At 38.3% G+C, this 20,701-nt stretch carries 18 protein-coding genes and 2 tRNA genes; 10 read left to right on the forward strand and 10 right to left on the reverse strand.

Annotation, left to right across the window (positions count from 1 at the left end):
• Positions 1 to 180: 180 nt before the first annotated feature.
• Both BALOs_RS02000 and BALOs_RS02005 read right to left on the reverse strand, forming a co-directional pair.
• Positions 181 to 258 (reverse strand) — tRNA-Glu (locus tag BALOs_RS02000).
• A gap of 32 nt (positions 259 to 290) precedes the next feature.
• Positions 291 to 367, reverse strand: a tRNA-Lys gene (locus BALOs_RS02005).
• Positions 368 to 569: 202 nt separating this feature from the next.
• Here BALOs_RS02005 and mtaB point away from each other — a divergent pair.
• A complete protein-coding gene (gene mtaB, locus BALOs_RS02010) occupies positions 570 to 1,880 on the forward strand; it encodes a tRNA (N(6)-L-threonylcarbamoyladenosine(37)-C(2))-methylthiotransferase MtaB (RefSeq protein ID WP_115361985.1) in 1,311 nt (436 codons plus the stop codon).
• A 478-nt stretch (positions 1,881 to 2,358) separates the two neighbouring features.
• On the opposite strand, the gene BALOs_RS02015 is transcribed toward mtaB, so the two are convergent.
• The gene (locus BALOs_RS02015; protein WP_115361983.1) at positions 2,359 to 3,627 is read right to left on the reverse strand and encodes an adenylosuccinate synthase; all 1,269 of its coding nucleotides are present in this window, start codon (positions 3,625 to 3,627) and stop codon (positions 2,359 to 2,361) included.
• A 2-nt stretch (positions 3,628 to 3,629) separates the two neighbouring features.
• The gene (locus BALOs_RS02020) at positions 3,630 to 4,577 is read right to left on the reverse strand and encodes a hydroxyacid dehydrogenase (protein ID WP_158536870.1); all 948 of its coding nucleotides are present in this window, start codon (positions 4,575 to 4,577) and stop codon (positions 3,630 to 3,632) included.
• A gap of 132 nt (positions 4,578 to 4,709) precedes the next feature.
• Here BALOs_RS02020 and BALOs_RS02025 point away from each other — a divergent pair, with 132 nt between their 5' ends.
• The 3 genes from BALOs_RS02025 (at position 4,710) to BALOs_RS02035 (ending at position 7,096) form a co-directional block, all read left to right on the forward strand.
• The gene (locus BALOs_RS02025; RefSeq protein WP_120404157.1) at positions 4,710 to 5,390 is read left to right on the forward strand and encodes a transglycosylase SLT domain-containing protein; all 681 of its coding nucleotides are present in this window, start codon (positions 4,710 to 4,712) and stop codon (positions 5,388 to 5,390) included.
• A 24-nt stretch (positions 5,391 to 5,414) separates the two neighbouring features.
• Complete coding sequence (locus BALOs_RS02030) at positions 5,415 to 5,912, forward strand: macro domain-containing protein (RefSeq protein WP_115361977.1); 498 nt, start codon at positions 5,415 to 5,417, stop codon at positions 5,910 to 5,912.
• A 95-nt stretch (positions 5,913 to 6,007) separates the two neighbouring features.
• Positions 6,008 to 7,096 (forward strand): hypothetical protein, encoded by a 1,089-nt coding sequence (locus BALOs_RS02035; RefSeq protein ID WP_115361975.1) that lies wholly within the window; start codon positions 6,008 to 6,010, stop codon positions 7,094 to 7,096.
• On the opposite strand, the gene feoB is transcribed toward BALOs_RS02035, so the two are convergent.
• From feoB to BALOs_RS02050, 3 genes are all read right to left on the reverse strand, one after another.
• On the reverse strand, positions 7,093 to 9,066 hold the full coding sequence (gene feoB, locus BALOs_RS02040) for a ferrous iron transport protein B (protein WP_115361972.1): 1,974 nt from the start codon (positions 9,064 to 9,066) through the stop codon (positions 7,093 to 7,095). The two genes, BALOs_RS02035 and feoB, sit on opposite strands and share 4 nt — an antisense overlap.
• Complete coding sequence (locus BALOs_RS02045; protein WP_158536869.1) at positions 9,066 to 9,296, reverse strand: FeoA family protein; 231 nt, start codon at positions 9,294 to 9,296, stop codon at positions 9,066 to 9,068. Before BALOs_RS02045 ends, feoB begins: the two co-directional genes overlap by 1 nt.
• An 84-nt stretch (positions 9,297 to 9,380) precedes the next feature.
• Positions 9,381 to 9,956, reverse strand: coding sequence for a dCMP deaminase family protein (locus tag BALOs_RS02050; protein ID WP_199506642.1), 576 nt, complete (start codon positions 9,954 to 9,956; stop codon positions 9,381 to 9,383).
• A gap of 42 nt (positions 9,957 to 9,998) precedes the next feature.
• On the opposite strand from BALOs_RS02050, the gene murJ reads away from it, so the two are divergent.
• Positions 9,999 to 11,576 (forward strand): murein biosynthesis integral membrane protein MurJ, encoded by a 1,578-nt coding sequence (murJ, locus tag BALOs_RS02055; protein ID WP_162929495.1) that lies wholly within the window; start codon positions 9,999 to 10,001, stop codon positions 11,574 to 11,576.
• A 100-nt stretch (positions 11,577 to 11,676) separates the two neighbouring features.
• Positions 11,677 to 12,117, forward strand: coding sequence for a hypothetical protein (locus tag BALOs_RS02060; RefSeq protein ID WP_115361964.1), 441 nt, complete (start codon positions 11,677 to 11,679; stop codon positions 12,115 to 12,117).
• A 29-nt stretch (positions 12,118 to 12,146) separates the two neighbouring features.
• Here BALOs_RS02060 and BALOs_RS02065 read toward each other — a convergent pair whose 3' ends face one another.
• Positions 12,147 to 12,695 carry a hypothetical protein gene (locus tag BALOs_RS02065; RefSeq protein ID WP_115361962.1) on the reverse strand — a complete coding sequence of 183 codons (549 nt, stop codon included), beginning with the start codon at positions 12,693 to 12,695 and terminating at the stop codon, positions 12,147 to 12,149.
• A 153-nt stretch (positions 12,696 to 12,848) separates the two neighbouring features.
• On the opposite strand from BALOs_RS02065, the gene BALOs_RS02070 reads away from it, so the two are divergent.
• Positions 12,849 to 14,723, forward strand: coding sequence for a hypothetical protein (locus tag BALOs_RS02070; protein ID WP_120404159.1), 1,875 nt, complete (start codon positions 12,849 to 12,851; stop codon positions 14,721 to 14,723).
• 360 nt (positions 14,724 to 15,083) lie between these two features.
• Here BALOs_RS02070 and BALOs_RS02075 read toward each other — a convergent pair whose 3' ends face one another.
• Positions 15,084 to 15,506: a hypothetical protein gene (locus tag BALOs_RS02075; protein ID WP_115361958.1), complete on the reverse strand. Its 423-nt coding sequence runs from the start codon at positions 15,504 to 15,506 to the stop codon at positions 15,084 to 15,086.
• Between the two features lie 87 nt (positions 15,507 to 15,593).
• Here BALOs_RS02075 and uvrC point away from each other — a divergent pair, with 87 nt between their 5' ends.
• The 3 genes from uvrC to BALOs_RS02095 all read left to right on the forward strand — a co-directional run bounded on the left by uvrC (position 15,594) and on the right by BALOs_RS02095 (position 19,923).
• Positions 15,594 to 17,474 (forward strand): excinuclease ABC subunit UvrC, encoded by a 1,881-nt coding sequence (gene uvrC, locus BALOs_RS02080; protein WP_120404160.1) that lies wholly within the window; start codon positions 15,594 to 15,596, stop codon positions 17,472 to 17,474.
• A gap of 378 nt (positions 17,475 to 17,852) precedes the next feature.
• Positions 17,853 to 18,692 (forward strand): hypothetical protein, encoded by an 840-nt coding sequence (locus BALOs_RS02090; protein WP_120404161.1) that lies wholly within the window; start codon positions 17,853 to 17,855, stop codon positions 18,690 to 18,692.
• 79 nt (positions 18,693 to 18,771) lie between these two features.
• Entirely contained in the window at positions 18,772 to 19,923 is a 1,152-nt protein-coding gene (locus tag BALOs_RS02095) for a SpoIID/LytB domain-containing protein (protein WP_115361950.1), read from the forward strand.
• Positions 19,924 to 19,926: 3 nt separating this feature from the next.
• On the opposite strand, the gene BALOs_RS02100 is transcribed toward BALOs_RS02095, so the two are convergent.
• Positions 19,927 to 20,565 (reverse strand): hypothetical protein, encoded by a 639-nt coding sequence (locus tag BALOs_RS02100; RefSeq protein ID WP_120404162.1) that lies wholly within the window; start codon positions 20,563 to 20,565, stop codon positions 19,927 to 19,929.
• Positions 20,566 to 20,701 lie beyond the last annotated feature (136 nt).

Below are 20,701 nucleotides of genomic sequence, written 5' to 3' on the forward strand. Positions count from 1 at the left end.
TAAAGAAATGGTTAGTCTAGTTACTTTATTTGATGAATTAGAGGTTGAATGAAAAATAGGGCCCGTCACCTGAGCTCCCGTAGTGGTCGGTCGGTGTTGTTCGGCATCAATTTGCCATCGTGGCAATTGCTGCCTCCAAAAAATAAAAAAGCCAGACTAGGTCTGGCTTCTTTATAAAACTGGTACTCCCAAGGGGATTCGAACCCCTGTTACCGCCGTGAAAAGGCGGTGTCCTAGACCGGGCTAGACGATGGGAGCGCTAACTTATTTCCCGGATTTGGAAACCAAAATGGTGATCTCTCTGCGACTCGAACGCAGGACCCTCTCCTTAAAAGGGAGATGCTCTAACCAACTGAGCTAAGAGACCATCTGTGTTTTGGTGAGATAGAATATAAGTGTTCTTGGTTCAGAAGTCAATGCTGATTTTCAAAAAAGTTAAGAAAAATAGTAATTTTTTTAGGAAGTTAAATTTATTTACTCATGGTATTTTTTATCGCCTAACTTGTCACGAAAGCCGAAATAGTCTATTTTAAGCCGATTAATACAGGACTTTATAAAGGTAGACTTCAGTGACGACAGAAGTAAATTCAACAGATAATAATTCACAAAAAAAAGTGGCATTCCACACTTTAGGATGTCGTTTAAATTTTTCAGAGACGGGAACGATTTCTCAAGGCTTTGTTGAGCGTGGATATGAGGTTGTTGAATTTGGTGATAGTGCTGATGTTACTTTTATTAATACATGTACAGTAACGGATGGTGCGGACTCTACGTGCCGCAACTTAATTCGTAAGGCCCATCGAGCTTCTCCTGATGGAAAGATTGTCGTCGCTGGCTGTTACGCCCAAATGGATGCCCCACGCATTGCTAAAATGACTGGTGTTGATCTTGTTCTTGGAACAAGTGAGAAATATAAAGTCTTTGATTATTTAAGTGAAGATGAAACCGATACAATCCATATTGATAAATCTAAGGATTTCTTTGGTGCGGCAACTTCAAAAGAAGAAGGTCACACGAGAGCGTTTCTAAAGATTCAGGACGGGTGTAATTACGTTTGTTCATTCTGTATTATTCCTTTTGCTCGTGGACGCTCTAAGGCCGTCTCAATCGCTCAGGCGATTGAAGAAGCAAAGAGTGTTATTGCTCAAGGCTTTAAAGAAATTGTTCTCACTGGTGTTAATATTGGTGAATACGAAACAACGTCAGGTGAAAAACTTCTGGATCTTTTAAAAGAGCTAAATGCACTTGAAGGCCTAGAGAGAATTCGCCTTGGAAGTGTTGAGCCAAATACTATCACAGATGAGCTTCTTGATTATATGGCCTCTTCGCCTAAGTTTCTTGATCACTTTCATGTTCCTATGCAAAGTGGAAATGATGAGATCCTCACAAAGATGAAGCGTAAGTATCTTGTGGAAGATTATCGTCGCATTATAAATAAGATCATTGAACGTTTTCCAAATGCTGGGATTGGGGCCGATGTTATTTGTGGTTTTCCTGGTGAAACAGATGAGCAATTTCAAGATACTTTTAACCTCTTAAAAGAATTACCAATTACACACTTTCATGTGTTCCCATACTCTAAGAGAAAGAATACGGTTGCAGCACGTATGGAAGACCATATCCAACATCCAGTAAAGAAGAGTCGAGTAAAGACTCTGATGATGTTAGGCGATGCTAAACTTAATATGTTCTCTGAAGACTTTATTGGTGAAACTTCTAACGTTCTTTTTGAAAAGAAAGATAAGAACGGACTTTGGGAAGGTTATACATCCAACTTTATTCGCGTAAAAGTTTCTCATGATGGTGATTTGAAGAATCAAATTCATCAAGTGCAGCTTAAAGAGTTTAAAGATAATAAGGTTTTTGCAGAGTTATTGTAATTGCTGCGCCGCTCATGGCACTTTTGACAATTTTTTAACAATTTAAAACCGATTCCTAACAATAGTTGAACAAATGCATATCAACTTTTGCGTATTCTAATCTTGTCGATAGGGAACGCAAAAGGAAGTAAGCTTTATTTTGTTCTGCTTTTAAAACTCCTCTTACTCCTTGTGCTTATCTCAACTTGTCCCTCCCTGAGAAGGTCCCTATCGACGAGTACAAAAGCTTTGTGCCATTTCGATCATCTCTCTCTCTCTCCGGTATGGCACAAAGACCTTTTGACTAAGAAAGTAAGAAAATACATCGCTCTAGAAAAGACGCGATAGAACCTATATCACACACGCCAATGAGTTGCTCTGAATAGGGCACTCGCCTCAATGATGGTAGTCTGCAACGGCCATCTCCCAAAACAACGTTCAAGATAGAAAGGCCTAGGTAGAACCTAGGCCAAAAATCTTTCTTATTTTGAATGATTAATTAGAAGTATTCTTTTAGAAATTTAATTTCAGATCTTTCTGGACCGAAGGCAATGATTCCAACTGGGATTTCAATCGCCTCTTCAATTAGTGCGATATAATCTTTTACTTCTTTTGAAAGCTCACCTTTGAAGTCATCGTTAAAACCTGCAACTTCTTTAAGAATTGGTTTAACTTTTGAAAGATCAATTCCTGGATAGGCACAATCGATTGTACGTCCTTCGTACTCATATCCTGTACAAACTTGAAGTGGTCCCATCTCACTTAGAACATCAAGCTTAGTCAGCGCAATGGAAGTTAAGTTTGAGCATTTAACAGAGTATTTTAGAAGAGGAAGGTCAAGCCATCCACATCTTCTCTTACGTCCTGTTGTCGCTCCAAATTCTCCACCTTTAGTTTGAATATCTTCACCCATTTGATCAAATAATTCAGTAGGGAATGGACCTTCTCCAACTCTAGTAGTGTAGGCTTTTGTAATCCCTAGAACTTCTTCAACGGTACCACCTGGAAGTCCCGCTCCAGAGTAAATTCCTGCATAAGCAGTTGAAGATGATGTAACAAATGGATATGAACCAAAGTCGATATCAAGAAGAACACCTTGTGCGCCTTCAAAAAGAATCTTCTTACCAGCGCGCTTTGCTTCATCAAGGAAGCTAAATGTATCACAAACAAATGGTTCAAGTTCTTTAGCAAGACTCATAAGTCTTTCTACTTCTTCTTCAACACTTGGGTATTCACACTCATATAATTTAGTGAAAAGAGTTTCTTTTTCTAAAAGGTTTGCCTTTAGCTTTTCAGTTAAAACTTCTTTGTCGAAAAGGTCTTTTACTTTGATCCCTTTTCTTGAAATCTTATCTTCATAAGCTGGGCCAATTCCTTTTCCTGTTGTTCCGATTTTTACTGGACCTTTGGCCTCACGTTGCCCGTCAAGAAGACGGTTATAAAAAGTGATAACAGAGGTATTCGAAGAAATCTTAAGTTTCTCAGGAGTAACAGTTAGACCAGAGTTTTTAACATTTTCTATTTCTTTAGAGAATGCTTCTGGATCTAGAACAACACCATGGCCAATAACTGAGACACAGTGATCGTGTAAAATTCCTGAAGGAATCAAGTGTAGTACCACTTTCTTTTCACCAACAATGATCGTGTGACCAGCGTTGTTTCCTCCTTGGTAGCGAACAACAACATCGCATTTTAATCCAAGTAGATCAGTGATTTTACCTTTTCCTTCATCTCCCCATTGAGAACCAATAATCGCAAGTGATTTCATAATTAAGCTTTAACCTCGTGTAGTAAATTATCATTTAAAAAGTATTCTTTAAGTTGATTTACTGCCATTTCTCCAACTCTTAATTGTGCTTCATCTGTTGCAGCACCTAGGTGAGGAGTTAATACGAGATTTGGGATTTGGCGTAGGGGAGAGTCTTCTTCAAGTGGCTCTGTTGCAAATACATCAAAGCCAGCTGCTTTTAGCTTACCTTCTTTAAGAGCACTAACAAGGTCTTCCTCGTTAACAATTCCTCCGCGAGAAGCATTAACTAAAATAGCATGAGACTGCATTTTATTAAATAAGTCCTTGTTGATCATTCCTTTCGTCTCTTCCATTAGAGGAGTATGAAGTGTAATGATGTCACAAGTTTCAAAAATTTCTTCTACTGATTGGGCCTTTGATACGTACGCTAGATCACTTGATTCACAAAATGGATCAAAGAATTTAACTTCTGGTTCAAAACCTTGAAGTCTTTTAGCAACGATCTTTCCAATTTGACCAAAACCAACGATACCAACTTTCTTATTTGTTAGCTCATTTCCTGTGTACTTTGATTTGTCCCAACCACCGTTTTTCATTGTGGCATCTGCTGCAGCAGTATGTCTAAGAACAGTCATCATAAGAGCAACGGCGTGCTCTGCTGCCGAGTTATTATTTGCACCTGGAGTGTTAGAAACTTTTACCCCACGCTCACCACATTTAACTTTATCGATATTATCTGTACCAGCTCCAGCACGAATAACGTACTTAAGATTTGGTGCTAGCTCTAAGTATTCTTCTTGAACCTTTGTAGCAGAGCGGATAACAAGAGCGCTTGCTTTTGGAAGAAGTTCTTTAATCTCATCTTGAGTTAATTTTGCTTTTGGATGTACGTCAAATTCACTTACAGCTTGTAATGATGCAAATACGTCAGCATCCATTCCGTCACATACGACAATAAATGGTTTCACAAAGGCCTCCATAGCTTTTTGAAGTTTTCTTAGTTGTGCTGCGATTATAGAACGCTAGCCACTACATGTAACCCTATTATTGGCAACTTTTTGTAAGTTGCCTTTTAGTTTTTCATTAGAAATAATTATTAAATGCGAAAATTATTAGAAATACTTATATTAAGCCTATTAACACTAAGTGCCGTGGCCGCAATTCCAGAGGGATACTTCGTGGACCACGAAAAGCTAATTAAGGATTACCGAATTGAGAAACAATACAATCCTAATGATTTTCTCACTTATATGCTTTCTGAAAATCCAGCAGTTCCCACTGAGCAAGTGATTCAGATTGCTTATGAAACGATCACTCTTGCTGAGTGTTTTAAAGTGGATGCAAAGCTTTTTGTGGCCCTCATGAGAATGGAGTCAAATTTTGATATGACGGCCATTTCCCACACCGGAGCAGTGGGATTAACACAATTTACTTCTATTGGTGCCCAAGAAGTCTCTGATCAACTAGGGGAGAGAGGCCCGCGATATGCGAATTCTCGCAATACTAATTATTTAAACGATATTATTGGAAATTGCACTGATCAGTGGCAGCAGCTCTGGTTAAGAGAGCGTGGCTGGAGTAATCAGAAAGAATTATTCTTAGAAGATGTTCAGCTTTCTATCATCTACGGCATGATTCTTTTAAAGGTCTTTTTGGCCAAGAATTATGAACAAGACCTAATGGATAATTATTATCAAGCGTTAGTGGACTACAATGGAGAGCCAGGGGATCGTAAATATTGGTATGCTCGTACAATTTTGAAGTTTTACGATGAAATCTAATTTTATTCATGCTAGAAATCTCTTATGAAAAATATTCAAGTTATTAAAGCCGATATTACAACTCTAGATGTGGACGTTATTGTTAATGCCGCAAACTCTGAACTCAAGGCCGGTGGTGGTGTTGATGGCGCTATTCATGCAGCCTGTGGTGAGGAGTTAGAAAAAGAATTAAGTGAAATGGGAGGTTGCCCTGTAGGCGAGGCCCGCTTAACAAAGGCATTTAATATTCCTGCTGAGTTTATCATCCACGCTGTCGGCCCTAAATGGGAAGGTGGCAATAACGGTGAATCAGCACTACTTGAAAAATGTTATATCTATGCACTCTCACTTGCCCAAGAAAATGAGTGTAAGTCCATTGCTTTTCCATGTATCTCTACAGGGATCTTTGGTTACCCTAAGATTGAAGCGGCCATTACAGCAACTTCTGCTGTAAAGAGTTTTGATGGAATCGATTCTTTTGATGATGTGATCTTTTGTTGCTTTGATGATGAAAGTTACGAGATCTATCAGACAATATTGTGATCTTAAAAATTCTTGAGTATCTTTACTGAACTTCATTTTAGAATTTTTCTAAATAGCTGATAAGATGTGTGTAGAACAACGCTACAGAGGCACATATGTCAAAATTTAGAAAATTGTTCACTTATTCTCTTATTCCAATTTCATTGATTGTTCTCATCGCTTGTCTTGGCAGAGGACATAATCTTAGAACAACAAGTTCAGAAGTTGTGAAAACTAATGAAGGTGCAATGGCAGTTGATCGCTCTCCGGCCAGTACCTATGTTGAAGGTGTTGAAAGCCTCACTATTGGAAACTACTTTGACATTACAAATGATAATTCTAAAGAGGATACAGATGGCTTTATTCAGGAAGGAGCATGGTTTCAGGATGAACTTCGTGGCTCCGGAGGCAGTATTTCTCGCTATTCAGTAGACCCAACAGCACAAAGTATTTATCTAACAGATCAACTAGGTGATTCGACTTATTGTATATGGCTTTATCGAGTAACATCTCCTGATGCAACCGAAAGTGCATTTGTGGATATCTTTGATGGTACTGAACAAATTGGAGTGGCCAGCGTGAATATGTCATTACCGACGGATCGCAAAGGCTGGTATCCTCTTGGCGAGTTTACATTTACTAATGAACAAGAAGCTAAGGTCATTGTTTATAAAGGTATTGAAGATCTCAAGAAATTACGAGCTGATGAAGTTCGTTTCTCTCGTCTAGAAGAGAATGAAGATTGTCAGGGAAGAAAATATGTTAACGTGAATAAAGAAGCGGTGATCTTTGCCAAAGGAATGGATGAAAAATCATTTACTAGTAATGATGGGTATCGTGAATATGGAGATTGGCAGGAGAGTAATCTTAAAGGCTATCAAGAAAGCACGGTGCGAATGAGTGAGGATGAATACGCATACGCTATTTATAGCTTCATTCCTAAAAATAGAAATTACTGTATTGATATTTATCGAGTGACAACTATTGGCGGTCTCTCCAATGCTAAAGTGACTGTTTTTCAAGAGGATATAGAGATCTTCTCAAGGTTAATCAATTATAATATGAAATCAGGAAAAGGTGGTTGGTATCCACTTGGCAAACAAAGTGTTGAACCAGATACAATGGTTTCAGTTATATTGGAAAGAGATCCTCTGGACATCGGAATTTTATTATCCGATGCCGTGAGAATATATGAATGTAATTAAATTAAAATGTGATATGTGATGAATGCGCCACCGTAGGCCAGAACTGTCATGTAACCAAACATAAGAAAGACATGTCCCCAACCGTCTGTTTCTCTTTTTACAATACCAAGTGTTGAAATACACTGCATGGCAAAGGCAAAGAAGATTAATAGTGACCAAGCTACGGCCGTATTAAAAACTGGTTTATTAGTGACTGGATCGATCTCTGATTGTAGGCGCTGTCTAAGAGTTGTGGACTCTTCATCTACATCACCAAGAGCATAGATTGTTCCAAGTGTAGAAACAAATAATTCTCTGGCCCCCATAGCAACAGTAATACCGACACCCATTTTCCAATTATATCCAAGAGGCTTAATTACTGGCTCAATTAGTTTTCCAAATTGCCCAATCGTTGAATGCTCAAGTGAGATCGAAGCAGCTTCTGCATCAGTTTTTCCAACAAGTAGTTGTTCCGCTGGTTTTGGAAATGTTGAAAGAAACCAAATTACCATCGAAAGACCTAAAATAATTGTTCCGGCCTTCTTTAAGAAAACCTTTCCCTTAAAAGTCATGGCCTTAAAAGCCGGCTTAAAAGTTGGAAGTTGATAGAGTGGCAGTTCAATAATAAATGAAGTCGTACTACCTTTATAAAGAGTTAGTCTAAATATCTTTGCAATAATTAAGGCCACAAAACTTCCTAGGAAATATAGGAAGAAGAACGAAAGTGCCTGTGAATTGAAGATTCCAAATATTGTTTTCTCTGGAACAAAAGTTCCGATTAAAAGAATATAAACAGGTAGCCTTGCTGAACAAGTAATAAGAGGAATCGTCATAAGTGTTGCAAGACGTTCTTTCTTATCTGAGATTGTTCTCGTTGCCATAATTGCAGGTACAGAACAAGCAAATCCAGAAAGGTAAGGAAGGAATGCTTTTCCATTTAGTCCAAAGTATGACATTGCACGGTCAGTAATAATTGAAGCACGAGAAATATATCCACTTTGTTCTAAAAGGCTTAGTAAGAAGAAGAGGATCATAATCTGTGGTAGGAAGATAATAACCCCACCAACTCCAGCGATAACACCATCAACAATAAAGCTATTGAGCATGCCTGGAGGAAGTATTGAACTTACGTATTCACCAAAAGCACCCACGCCACCATCGATGAGATCCATTGCTGGACCTGACCAAGTATAGATTGAGTGAAAGATTAAATAGAAAACGGCCAGGAAGATAACTCCACCTAGAATTGGATGAAGAACAATATGGTCAATCTTATTTGATAATTGAATTAGTCCTTTATTCTTTCCTATTGCATATGATGCTTTTAGATCACGTGCTTCTCTTTGATACTTTTCAATATTTGAAAGAGCTGCAACTTCATTTTCTAGTTGAATATGTTCTTCTTCCTCAAAGTTAACACTAAAAGGATTATACTCTGTTGATTCATTTGAAAGTTGAATTTTATTAACTGGAGTTAATACAGAAGCTGATGCATTTTCTCTTATGAATTGATCGACAGTGGCACTGCTATCTCTCATTGTTGAAAACTTTAAATAAGGAACACCAAGGTGCTGACCAATTTTATCAAAGTCATAATTCTTTGCGATATCAAGATCAATCTTATTAAAGATAACTTTTATCTTTCCACCAAAGAGATCCTTCATTGCAAGAGTTAATGAAAGAGAAGAGTCTAGACGTGCACAATCCACAACACAAACAACATCGTGAAACTCTGTTACTTGGTTATTTCTTCCAATTAGAGTTGAAGTTGTAACGGCTTCATCAATTGATGAAGGAACTAGAGAATAGATCCCTGGAAGGTCGACAATAGCAAGCTGTTCTTCATGACGAGAGTTTGAAATAAGTCCCGCTGTTGCAGTATCAACAGTAATACCATTGTAGTTTGCAACTTTTCTATTTGCTCCTGAGAGCATATTGAAGATGGCAGATTTTCCAGAGTTTGCTGGCCCTATAAGTAGCGTCTTTTTCATTATTGCATTTCCTCTACGTTAATGAAGCTTGCTTCACTTAGACGAAGAGCAACTGTTTCACCATCTGTTAATCTTAGAGTTAAAGGAGAGCCAAGAAATGAAGGAGCAACAATATAAACTGAATCACCAGGTAGGATACCTAAACCAGTCATTATTGTTTTGTGCTTAAGCTCGTTGCTAAAAGATAGTATCTTTACGCTTGCGCCTTTCTTTGCCTTCGATAAAACCATAGTATTCTCCATTTGTCTGAACGGGCTTACTATAGTTTCATTAGTCAAACTTGTCTAGGAATTTACTGAAAATTGTGCAACGTTCTAGTCGCGGTAAAAGGCGTCTGTAAAGTGTGCTATGAGTGAGTCTAGAACATGTTCTCCAAGTTCAAGCTGACGATAAGTGACTCCCGTCAGGTCAAAGATGCGACGAGCGATGCGATTTGTTTCTGATCCAGCATGTTTATCTTGTAAGTATACGACTTCTTTGATCTTTGAAGAGGCAAGTAGCTTGGCACATTCATGACATGGAAAGAGTGTCACGTAGCAAGTTGTATTAGCGAGTGGGCGGTTAGAGTGAAGGATAGCATTTGCTTCCGCATGAACAACGTAGCCATATTTTTGATGCTCAAGAGGTACTGTTCTCTCTTTTCCCCATGGAAGTTTCGACTCATCAATCCCTGCAACAAATCCGTTGTAACCAAAAGTTATTTGATGATTATTGTCATCAACAAAAACACATCCCACTTTAGTGGCCGGGTCCTTGCTTTTGTAGCTGGCCATAATGGCCTGAAGCATGAAGTATTCATCCCAGTTCACAGCACTCTTTGTGCTGATATGATTAATTGTCTTTTCCATGTCTGTTCTCATGGCCACAAGATTAGAAAATATTGCATTCATTGGCAACTTGTTAAGTCATAGAGGGTGGTGCAAAATATTGTAATGACAACTGAACACCGAAAGAATTTTTTATTATCTTCTATAAAAATGGCCATGGCGACTCTCTCAAGTCGCGTTCTGGGCTTTGCTCGTGAGATTTTGATGGCCAAATTATTTGGTGCTTCAGGTTTAACAGATGCCTATCAGATTGCTTTTCGAATTCCCAATATGCTTAGAGACCTCTTTGCTGAAGGAGCCTTTTCAGCTGCTTTTGTGCCAATTTTTACCAGTGCAAAAGTCGACGGGGATAAGCACGCCAGAACTTTATTATGGTCAATGGCCATTGTTCTCTTTAGTGTGACGGCCTTAATCTGTGGGCTTATTTTTATTTTCGCTCCTGAATTAATTCAGCTTCTAACAAATGAGCTTTTCACAAGTGATGCCAATCGCTTTGAGATGTCGATTCTCTTAACTCGTATGATGTCTCCTTTTTTGGCCTTTGTTTCTGTTGCTGCCTTATTTATGGGAGTTTTAAATACTTATCGCATGTTCTTTGCGCCTGCGATGGCACCAGCTTTCTTTAATATCATCATGATTATCTCGATGGTTTCATTGCCAAAGTATTTAGAAGCAAGAAATCTTCATCCAATTGTCTCTCTTGGGGTCGGTGTCTTAGTCGGTGGCTTTGTTCAAATGGCCATCCAACTACCAATGCTTGTGAGCAAGGGTTTATTTAAGGTTGAAAAAATTGATATCTTCTCAAAAGATGTAAAAGAAATTTTAAAGCGTATGAGTATTGGAACAATTGGTGTTGCAGCAACGCAAATCAATTTACTTGTTTCAACATTTTTAGCTACAGGTACTGTTATCGGTGCCGTCTCATGGCTTCAATATGCTTTTCGTCTCTTTCAATTTCCAGTAGGAATCCTAGGGGTTTCAATTGGAAACTCAAATCTCGTTTATTTTTCTGAGTTGTGGAGAAGTGGAAATGAAGAAGATGCAAAAAAAGCACTACAAACAAGTTATATAACTAGTCTCTTTGTACTTATGCCGGCCATGGCCCTGATGTTTGCTCTTGCTCAAGATACTGTTGCAATCTCATTTCAAAGAGGAGCATTTGGGCTAGATGATACTAAGATGGTAACGGAGGCCCTTTACGCATATCTGATTGGTCTACCTTTTTATGGCCTATATAAAGTCTTCTCACCGAGTTTTTATACATTGGATAGGCCAAAGATTCCTGTAACGATTTCTTCAATTGCAGTACTTATTAATATTATTTTTTGTATTTCACTTGTTGAAACTTATGGCTTTAAAATTCTTGCAATGGGAACTTCTGTTTCAATGATCTTTATCATCGTTACTCAGTCAGTACTTTTATTTCGCATGCTAAATTTAGAGTTAACATTCTTTTTTCCAATTAGATTTTTTAAAATTTGCTTATGCGCTGTCGCTGCTTTTTTTACAGCATCTTATTTACGTTCCTTTTTTCCAGTGAATATTTTTTCTACTGTGGATAACCTTGGTGCATTTAGTATAAGTGCATTAGGAGGGGGATTAGCTTATCTTATTGCGCTGAGTGTCTTAGGTGATTACGTTTTAATTCAGCGCTTCTTAAATAAGCTTCTGCGTCGAAAGTAGTCCTATGTCGTTAGAATTTTATTAGTTTCTTACATTATTTGCCTTGCTTCACCGCTTGCAAGTCGTTAAACTTAAGAAGATTATATATTTGGAGCATTAAATGAGAACAAACTTTGAAACACTCGAAAATTTAGCGAGTCATACAATTAATACACTTAAAGAGAAAGGTGTTATTGAGTTCGATATTGCAAATCGCGAGAAACTTATCGAAGCAATGGCAACTGAGTTTGGTGTAGCGCTTGCAACTGACGAAGATATTCGTGACCAAGCAATTGAAGAAGTTGAAGAGAAAATGGGTGTAGATAATATGCCTGAAGATGTAACTGAGTCTGAAATGTTCAATCACGCTCGTAAAGAAATCATTAAGTCTTTTAGTGGTGAGAATATTGGTGGCCTTTACTTAGTAGAGTCTCTTCATAATATTGCAAAGAGAATGACAAGATTCTTAATTGGCTGTGAATTCATCGACGACGTTTTCGGAACGGATGAAGAGATTCACAACTTCCTAGTACAAAATATTAGAACTTTTAGAAGTCGTTAATATTAGAAAGGCTCCGAAAGGAGCCTTTTTTATTTCTGTTTTTTGATGTGATGTAGCGCTTGCTCAAAAAACGGTCCCTCAAGTAGACCATTTAAAACCGAGCTTTCACTTTCTAATATCACAATCCCATCATCAACTTTTAATAAGGCAGCATCGTAGTAGACACGAAGCTCGTGAGCTTTGGTTGCGGTTCCTTCCACCCTAAGAGTTTCGATCCCTTGGTCTAGTAGCTCTTTAAAGGAAGTTGGTTCATGAATAATGGAAGTGTCTTTATCGAAGACAAGTTGATTTTTAATTGCAAGTTGTTCAAAAGCATCTTGCAGGTCTTTGTATTCTTCTCTTGAAAAACTAAAGCGCGACTGCCACTCGTAGCGTGTGTCAGTTCTTTCAAATATTTTTAATTCATCTTCGTTAGTTGTTAGTGTCCACCAAGGTGGTACGGGAATTTCTAATCCAAAAAATGGGAAGGGGATAGCATCTTTTAGGGCCACTTCCTTTTCACCTTTAATAACAAAGGCAGCATAAGTGGCAAAAATTAAGACGCAAATGAGAAGGATCCACCAAAATGTATTACTCATACCCGACAATTTAGCCTGTCTTTTTGTCTTCGTAAACGTAATATTAATCAGTTAAATCAGTAGTTTATAAAAAAAGTCGCCGTAATGCTTAAGTTTTATTCATATTCTGTCGTTAAGAAGATGAGGATTGTTAAAGTTTTTATGGAGAAAACTATGAAGTTAAGACTTATTAGCGCAAAGAGCATCTTGTTAGCAGCACTGATGTTCAACACATATGCTGAAATCGATATCAGCGATTGTATCTACTTAAGAGACAATGGCTATGAAGATGATGCAGCGGCATGTGTAACCAGAGCTTCTCGAGGTGGTTCAGACAACGGTGACTTCTGTGTGGAATGTTTACCTAAACTACCAGAAAGAAACGAGTGGGCCGAAGTCGCTAAAGTTGCAATCCCTTCTCTTGCTGCTATGGGAAGTGTTTATTTTCAATCAAAACACGCTGCTGATTCACAAGAAGCGTGGGCAAATTCTTTTGAAAACGGAATTAAGTCATGTCATGGCTCAATCGACTCATATCATAACTACAACCTAGAAAGAGGGGCAAACCCAATCCTTCCAGATGAGCAATCTAATATGCTCAATTCATGTAATGGTTACGGTTATGGTGCATATGCTGGTGGTCTTGGACTTACTGGTGGAATGTTTGGTGGTGTAGGAAATGGCTGGCAAGGTCAAGGTTACACAGGTGGCTTCCTTGGTGGAATGGCCGGACCAAACTTCGGTGGCGGAATCTACGGCGGTGGTGGATTTGGCATGGGTGGATACCCTGGAATGGGTGGAATGGGTAACGGCTTTGGTGGCGGTTACCAAGCAAATGTTTATATGAATCCACTGGGATCTCTTGCAGGATCAGCTCTTGCTGGACTTCTTACAGGTGGTAACGCAGGTTTCGGAATCGGTATTAATGGCGGTGTCGGAATGAATGGTGGTATGGGAATGGGTGGATACCCAGGAATGTACCCTGGCGGAAATATTTACGGTGGTATGTATCCAGGATTTGGAATGGGTGCAGGTATGGGCATGGGTGGCTACCCATATGGAGCTGGATTTGGATCTGGTTTCGGCTCAGGTTTTGGTGCTAATTTCGGAATGGGAATGGGCAACGGAATGGGTGTTGGAATGTATCCAGGAATGTCTGGTTACCCAGGAGCTGGGGCCGGAGCAGGCTTTGGACTTAATATTGGAATCGGTGCTTATCCGGGAATGAACTCAGGAGGAGCGTGGGGAATGTACCCAGGTTCTGGAATGGGAATGTATCCAGGAGCAGGTGTTAATGCAGGATTCAACTTAGGTTGGGGTATTAACGGCGGTGCTGGAGCTGGAGGTTATCCAGGAATGTATCCAGGTGGTGTTGCTGGCGGAGGCTGGGGCGTCAATGGAGGCGGAAACTGGGGTGGAAACGGTGGAGTTTATCCAACTTATCCAGCACCAGGACAATATCCAGGAGCCGGTGGTAACGGAAACTGGGGAATTAACACTGGTGGAAACTGGGGTGGAAATGGAGGCGGAAACGCAGCTTGTATGTGTATCTCTGCTCCTTGTTCATGTGGAAATACATACCCTGGTGGAAACGGAAATATCAATGGTGGCTGGGGCGTTAATGGCGGCTGGGCCGGCGGAGGTAATGGTAACTGGGGCGCTGGAAACAACGGTGGCTGGGGAGTCAACGGTGGAACAAGCTGGGGTCTAAATGGTAACGCTGGCGGTGGCTGGGGTGCTAATGGAAACTGGGGTGTTAATGGTGGAGGAAACTCTGCATACCAAACACAACAATTCCAAAGCTATATTAATGGACTACAGGGACAAGCTGTTGCTCAAGGTAACTACCAGAACCAAGCAACTGCAATGTATGCAAATCAGGCCCTTTATAGAAATTTACAAAATGCTCAGCAGAATATCTATGCTAATAATTACTCTGGAATGTATAACTCTGGTGTAAATTACGGCTCAATGGCCGGTGGAGCACTTAATGGTCAATTCAGTATTGGTGTCCAAGGTGGCGCTGGAATGAATTGGGGAATGAACTAGCCGCAGCATCTTGCGTAAGCAAGATTTGATGCGGTAGTAGGCCTCATTGCAATGAAATAAATAATCAATTCAACAAGCCTGCGTTTATGCAGGCTTTGTTGCCTCTAGGCCAATGGGAAAGTTAACGCAAAGTAAGAGCGACACTTTCACGAAGTGAAAGTTAGCAAAACATTGAGAGATATGCGAAAGCCTCCATTATTGGAGGCTTTTTTGCGTAGGGCGCACAAATAAAAAAGAGACCAATGGTCTCTTTTTTGTAGCGCCTGTGGCGAACCGAAAGACCTAAAGGTCTTTCTCTCGAATAGTATGTGCACCAAAATGGGGCGCACAAATAAAAAAAGAGGCTATCAGCCTCTTTTTTTATTTGTTATGCATGAGAACTTTGATTGTGCCGCGGAAAACGACTTCGATCTTATTGGCATCCAGGTTCTTTTCAACTAAACCAGGGCCAAAAGTTGGGTGGCCGATGACATCACCAATTTCAAATTTTTGGCGAATATTGTACTTGATTGGATCACCATCAAGCTTTGCCATTGCATCTTCCCAAATGTTGATAATTTTATCTTCAGTAGAAACACGCTTCTTTCTAGTTCCTGCCTTCTTACGAGCAGCACTTGGAGAAGCTACTTTTTTAGCTTTGTATGCGTGAGTTGACTTACATGTATTACACAGAACTTTATGTGGAGTTTCTGTATCTTTCATTGCTACGATTAAATGAGCAAGATCGAGTTTACATTTGCTACAATATGTTACAATTTCCTTACCAACACCTAGTTTTGACATTTACCTCTTCCTTTTAATGATCTGATCAATTTAATGGGGAATAGTGTTAAAGTAAAGAGAATAAAAGGTTATATGTAGATAATTATAATGAAGAAAAATACTTTACAGCTTCTTGAAAAAGCAAAACATTTACCAACGAAATCCGGCTGCTATTTGATGAAACGCAAGCGAGCAGGCGTCGAAGAGATCCTCTATATTGGTAAAGCGAAGAATCTTAGAGCGAGAGTTTCTAGTTATTTTAATAGTTCAGAGAAATCACCGAAAACACAGATCCTAGTCTCTCATATTCAGGACTTTGATTTCATCATGACTAAGACTGATGCTGAAGCATATATCTTAGAAAATAACTTAATTAAAAAGCATATACCTAAGTATAATATTCAATTAAAAGACGATAAGAGTTATCCCTATATTCAAATCGATCTCAATGAAAAGTTTCCACGACTAGTTTATACTCGAAGACCTAAGAGAAAGAAGAAGGTTCGACTTTTTGGGCCTTTCACCACAGGCAGTAATATTCACAAGATTTCTCGTATTTTAACCAAGTCATTTACATTGAGAGACTGTTCAATTGAGGAGATGCACAGACGAAAAAGGCCGTGCCTTATCTATCAAATGCGACAATGTTCTGCTCCTTGTGTGGATTATATTTCAAGTGAAGATTATGAGGTTGATTTAAATAATGTGATTAACTTCTTTGAGGGAAGAAGTAGTCAGGTTTTTAAAACTCTTGAAGAGAGAATGTTTAAGGAAGCTGAAAAAGAGCATTTTGAACGTGCTGCTGAAATCCGCGATAGCATTGAAGAATTAAAAGAATTCTCAAAGGCCTATCAAAAACAAAATGTAGAATTATCTACTGAGAAAGATTTTGATATTGCCGCTTATCATGTGGGAGAGCTAGAAGTCGATATTTCTATTTATATGATGAGATCGGGAATTTTATTAGGACATAAGAACTTTCACTTTGGGAAAGGGGATAGTGACAAAGAGAATCACGAACTTTTTCAAACATTCTTATTTCAGTACTATTCTAAAACTAAAGAAAAACTTCCAAGTCGCATTTATATCGATGAGAAAAAGAATGATCTTGCAATGATTAGCGAGGCTTTTAAAGAGGTTGTGGACGAAGAAATAGAAGTTCAAAAACCAATTGGAAAAATGAAGTCCCTTTATGAATTAACGTATGATCATGCAAAAGAGCATCAGCGCTTTCGCGTTAAAAATATGGATGGCCCTTGGATCGGTTTAAATAAGTTAAAGGAACTTTTAAAACTAAAAGAGACACCAAAGATTTTAGAATGTTTTGATGTTGCCATTTGGCAAGGTAAGTCTCCAACTGCTTCTCAAATCGTTTTTCGCGATGGAAAACCCGATAAGACTCAATACCGTTACTACCATTTGGAAGAGAGGCCTGAAGGTAATAACGACTTTGCTATGATGAGAGAAGTTCTCGCAAGAAGGCTTAAGAAAGGAAAGCTACCTGATGTTTTTATTGTCGATGGTGGTAAAGGGCAGGTTTCAAGCTTCTTAGCTGTTTTGGAAGATTTTGAATTAGATATTCCTGTTGTTGGAATTGCAAAAATAAAAACAAGTAAGAGTGAAACTTTTAAAGATAAAGAGGTTTCAAGTTCTGATGAGCGCTTAATTATTCCTAATCGCATTAATCCATATATTTTAAAGAAGACACCTTCACTAATGAGAATTATTGTTCAAATGAGAGATGAGGCCCATCGTTTTTCTCGTAAGCTACATCATAAGAAAGAAAAGGATCGAATTTTTACTTCATGGTTTGATGATATTGAGGGGATTGGAGAGAAGACTTTAAAAACTATTCACGAAAATATGGACTTAACTTTAAAAGAGCTTGCGCAATTATCTTTGATTGAAATTAGTCACAAGTTAAATGTGAAGGAGAGTATTGCTGAGAGAATTCAATTAAAACTTTTAAAAGAATTCCCTCAGAAATAGAGTGCTAGTTGATATGGTGAATTTTTTTTCGATTGCCGTGCCCGCAATCCGTACATCTCGAATTCTCGTGTATGTACAAATTCTTATAATCTGATAAGTGTGTGTGAACCATATTTGAACCACAAACTGGACACTCATTTAATACCTTATGTACTTGCTCGAAATCCCCAAAAAGTTCTTCGAAATTTTCAAGTTGGAAATCTGGATCGAAAGACATGTAGTAGCTCCTTTAAAATCTAATTCCCCGTAACTTTGGACTCTTTGATGCAGGGTGTCCTCAGTGGGTATGCTAGATTTATCGGAGGCTTATAAATCTTCTAAAATTTAAGCTTTTAATTTTAGTGCCTTAGGGATATTTTACCCATAGGAAAGAATTGAATGGCACAGCAACTAATTTCAAAATTAACTAAAGATTTCAATAATAAGCTAAAAATCTCATCTAATGAGAAGCCGAATTACTATGCAAAAATCTTTGAAAATACCCTGTGGTTTCCTAAGTTAGTAGGTCGTACTCTTAGCTCAAATGAAGCCTCTAATAAGCCTATTGAGACCAAGAAAGAGTCTTTTGAGGTGAATGTCCCAGAGATTGCAGCAAAGCCTCAAGAAGCGAAAATTGAAGTTCCTATAGAAGACAACCCTGCGCCAGTAAAGATTGAAGTGGAAAAAAAGGCCAGCTCATCTTTGGTTAAAGTTGATACATCGTTCACAAATTTAATTCAAAAATATAATGAAAATTGGAAACTAGAGACAATTCCTGGTTATCAGGACTATCAAGGAGAAATTGATATTATCTTTTTTGGATTAGATGAAATAGAGGAGTCAGAGTTTCCTGATTTTCTTCCGCTATCAATGATTGAGTCTGATCAAGATATTATGGGAAGAATGATTAAGGCGATGAAGATCTCTTCAGGGCGCTTTATTCGAGTTCCTTTTATTAAAAAAAATGCAAAAGAATTTATTTTTTCTTGTTGTGCACACTTTAAGCCTTCACTTCTTGTTCCTCTTGGAGCGGCGGCCACTAAGCTGTGCTTAGACAAGCAGGTTCGATTGGCAAATGTGCATGGAGTATTCCATTCTATTCAAACTGAAGTTGATGGAAAAACTCAAGTAATAGAAACAATGCCACTTTTCCACCCTAAGCTATTAGAAGTTAATGAGTCGATGAAGAAAACGGCTTGGGCCGATATGCAAAAGGCGATTAAATTTCTTACAAGTTGAGTAGTATAGTAAAATCATATATCATTTTAATAGATTAAGTTGCTTGGCAAGGATGCCGCACGAATCAGGACGATGATATTTGAGAAGTCTATTCTTACTTTTTATTCTTTTATTTACTTTCAATTCTTTTGCAAGAATTAGTCCACTTCAAAATTTTAAGTCAGGTCACACTATTAAAGTGAGAGTCGCTAAGAACTTAAATAAGGTCTTTCTAGAAGGTGTTGGAATAACGAGAGAAGTTATCGCAACTAATAAATCGAAAAGCTTTAAAGGCTTTAAGAAAATAAAAATAAATTGCGGAAATTTAAAGCATGCTCGCTCGATAAGGCCACAATATCTCGCTTCTTTAACTTCAAAGACAGGTCTTATTGGTTTTGAAAAAAAACAATTCATGGGGCAGATGCACATTGTAACAAGTGAAGATGGAAAGTCATGCGATGTTGTCAATGAGATGGAATTAGATGATTACATTGCAACACTACTAGCAAAAGAGATGAATGCTTCTTGGCCAGTTGAGGCCTTAAAAGCTCAGGCCGTAGCAGCTAGAACATATGCAATTCATCATATGATGAGTTCAGGTCTTCAAAATGATACTCTCTACGATTTAGAGAATTCAGAAAAGCATCAAGTAAACGGAACATTTAATGATGTAACAGCAAGTACAATTGAAGCTGCTAGAAAAACAGCTGGAATGGTACTAACAAATAAACAAGGGAATCTTGTACCAGCATTTTTTCATGCAAGTTGTGGCGGAAATACTCTACAACCTGACGATGTATGGACAAATGAAGTTCATGGTTACTCCACTGTAAAGTGTGCCTATTGCCAAAGAAAGAAGAACTGGGATTCAAAGATCACTCAAATTCGTTTTAAAAAAATGATTGAGTGGGGTATGAGAAAGGGATATGTAAAAAAACAAAAGCTACACAAGAAACTTTCAATTTATCCAGACAAGAAAAATGCGAAGGCCATCTATGTTCGAAATGGAAAGAATAAGATAAAGATTAAAAAGAGTTTATTTCGTCGCTATTTTGGTCGAGTAGACTTTCCTTCTAATTACTTCTACCTTGTTGATCTTGGCCGCGAAGGACTTCAATTCGTTGGAAAAGGTAATGGCCATGGTGTGGGCCTTTGTCAGGTCGGTGCCTTAGGTCTTGCCCAAAAAGGAAAGGGCCATAAAGAAATTCTGGCCCATTATTTTCCTAAATTAAATATTTTAAAATTGTATTAAGTCTTACTGACATCCCGGAGGAGCAAAGTTAATTGTCAACGCTGTTGCTTGTAACGGTACACCATTTGGTGAAGTGTACTGTGGTACATAAACGTAGAATTGACCAGCAGAGATTACATTTGTTGGACAAAATGCAGTTGCTGTTAGAACTGAAGGTGAAGTCATTTGAATACCGTTAACACCTCTTTCTTTTGCTAGTAGAGGATATTTACCAGTTCCATATTGATTATCAGTAAAGTAGCGCCCACAAAAAGAGAAATAATAATTGAACCCAACATTATTTCCATTTGTTGTTTTAGCTATAATGAGAATATCGCTATTACCATTTGCTCCCGCATAGTAATCACCAGTTTCTCCACCCATGGCACCTTGTTTTAAATTACCAATAATTCCCGTTCCATTTGTTTGGGACGTTGTTTGATAACTATCAAGATAAGTACTCATGAAAACTCTTTCTGTACTACATGGAAAGTGTCCTTCAAGGCTATTGTGAAGTTGTTCAACACCTCTTGCAACATTACCGCTTCCATTAGATCCCCAGCCAGAGAAGTTTGTAGCACCGCCGCCACCTGAGTCACTACCACAGCTTGTAATTAACATTGAAGTAATTGTAGCAACCATCAATAATTTAAACTTTTTCATAATATCCTCAAATATTAATATTCACGCTACTTCCTGTATCGGCGACTCTGAAGATTTTCTTTAGAAATTGATAAAATTAATTAAGAAATAAAGATCATGAGCCGAAAAGATATGTAATTAAAACAACTTATAGAAT

The sequence above is a fragment of the Halobacteriovorax sp. BALOs_7 genome (genome assembly GCF_003612895.1).
GTDB classification, from domain to species: Bacteria; Bdellovibrionota; Bacteriovoracia; order Bacteriovoracales; family Bacteriovoracaceae; genus Halobacteriovorax_A; species Halobacteriovorax_A vibrionivorans.

What these genes read in the sequence shown, in the direction of transcription:
- feoB (WP_115361972.1), bottom strand. Translation starts at nt 9,066, where the DNA reads ATGAAAAAGACGCTACTTATAGGGCCAGCAAACTCTGGAAAATCTGCC.
- BALOs_RS02070 (WP_120404159.1), top strand. Translation starts at nt 12,849, where the DNA reads ATGAAGTTAAGACTTATTAGCGCAAAGAGCATCTTGTTAGCAGCACTG.
- BALOs_RS02025 (WP_120404157.1), top strand. Translation starts at nt 4,710, where the DNA reads ATGCGAAAATTATTAGAAATACTTATATTAAGCCTATTAACACTAAGT.
- BALOs_RS02100 (WP_120404162.1), bottom strand. Translation starts at nt 20,565, where the DNA reads ATGAAAAAGTTTAAATTATTGATGGTTGCTACAATTACTTCAATGTTA.
- BALOs_RS02090 (WP_120404161.1), top strand. Translation starts at nt 17,853, where the DNA reads ATGGCACAGCAACTAATTTCAAAATTAACTAAAGATTTCAATAATAAG.
- BALOs_RS02050 (WP_199506642.1), bottom strand. Translation starts at nt 9,956, where the DNA reads ATGAATGCAATATTTTCTAATCTTGTGGCCATGAGAACAGACATGGAA.
- murJ (WP_162929495.1), top strand. Translation starts at nt 9,999, where the DNA reads ATGACAACTGAACACCGAAAGAATTTTTTATTATCTTCTATAAAAATG.
- BALOs_RS02060 (WP_115361964.1), top strand. Translation starts at nt 11,677, where the DNA reads ATGAGAACAAACTTTGAAACACTCGAAAATTTAGCGAGTCATACAATT.
- BALOs_RS02035 (WP_115361975.1), top strand. Translation starts at nt 6,008, where the DNA reads ATGTCAAAATTTAGAAAATTGTTCACTTATTCTCTTATTCCAATTTCA.
- BALOs_RS02030 (WP_115361977.1), top strand. Translation starts at nt 5,415, where the DNA reads ATGAAAAATATTCAAGTTATTAAAGCCGATATTACAACTCTAGATGTG.
- BALOs_RS02075 (WP_115361958.1), bottom strand. Translation starts at nt 15,506, where the DNA reads ATGTCAAAACTAGGTGTTGGTAAGGAAATTGTAACATATTGTAGCAAA.
- BALOs_RS02015 (WP_115361983.1), bottom strand. Translation starts at nt 3,627, where the DNA reads ATGAAATCACTTGCGATTATTGGTTCTCAATGGGGAGATGAAGGAAAA.
- BALOs_RS02065 (WP_115361962.1), bottom strand. Translation starts at nt 12,695, where the DNA reads ATGAGTAATACATTTTGGTGGATCCTTCTCATTTGCGTCTTAATTTTT.
- uvrC (WP_120404160.1), top strand. Translation starts at nt 15,594, where the DNA reads ATGAAGAAAAATACTTTACAGCTTCTTGAAAAAGCAAAACATTTACCA.
- BALOs_RS02045 (WP_158536869.1), bottom strand. Translation starts at nt 9,296, where the DNA reads ATGGTTTTATCGAAGGCAAAGAAAGGCGCAAGCGTAAAGATACTATCT.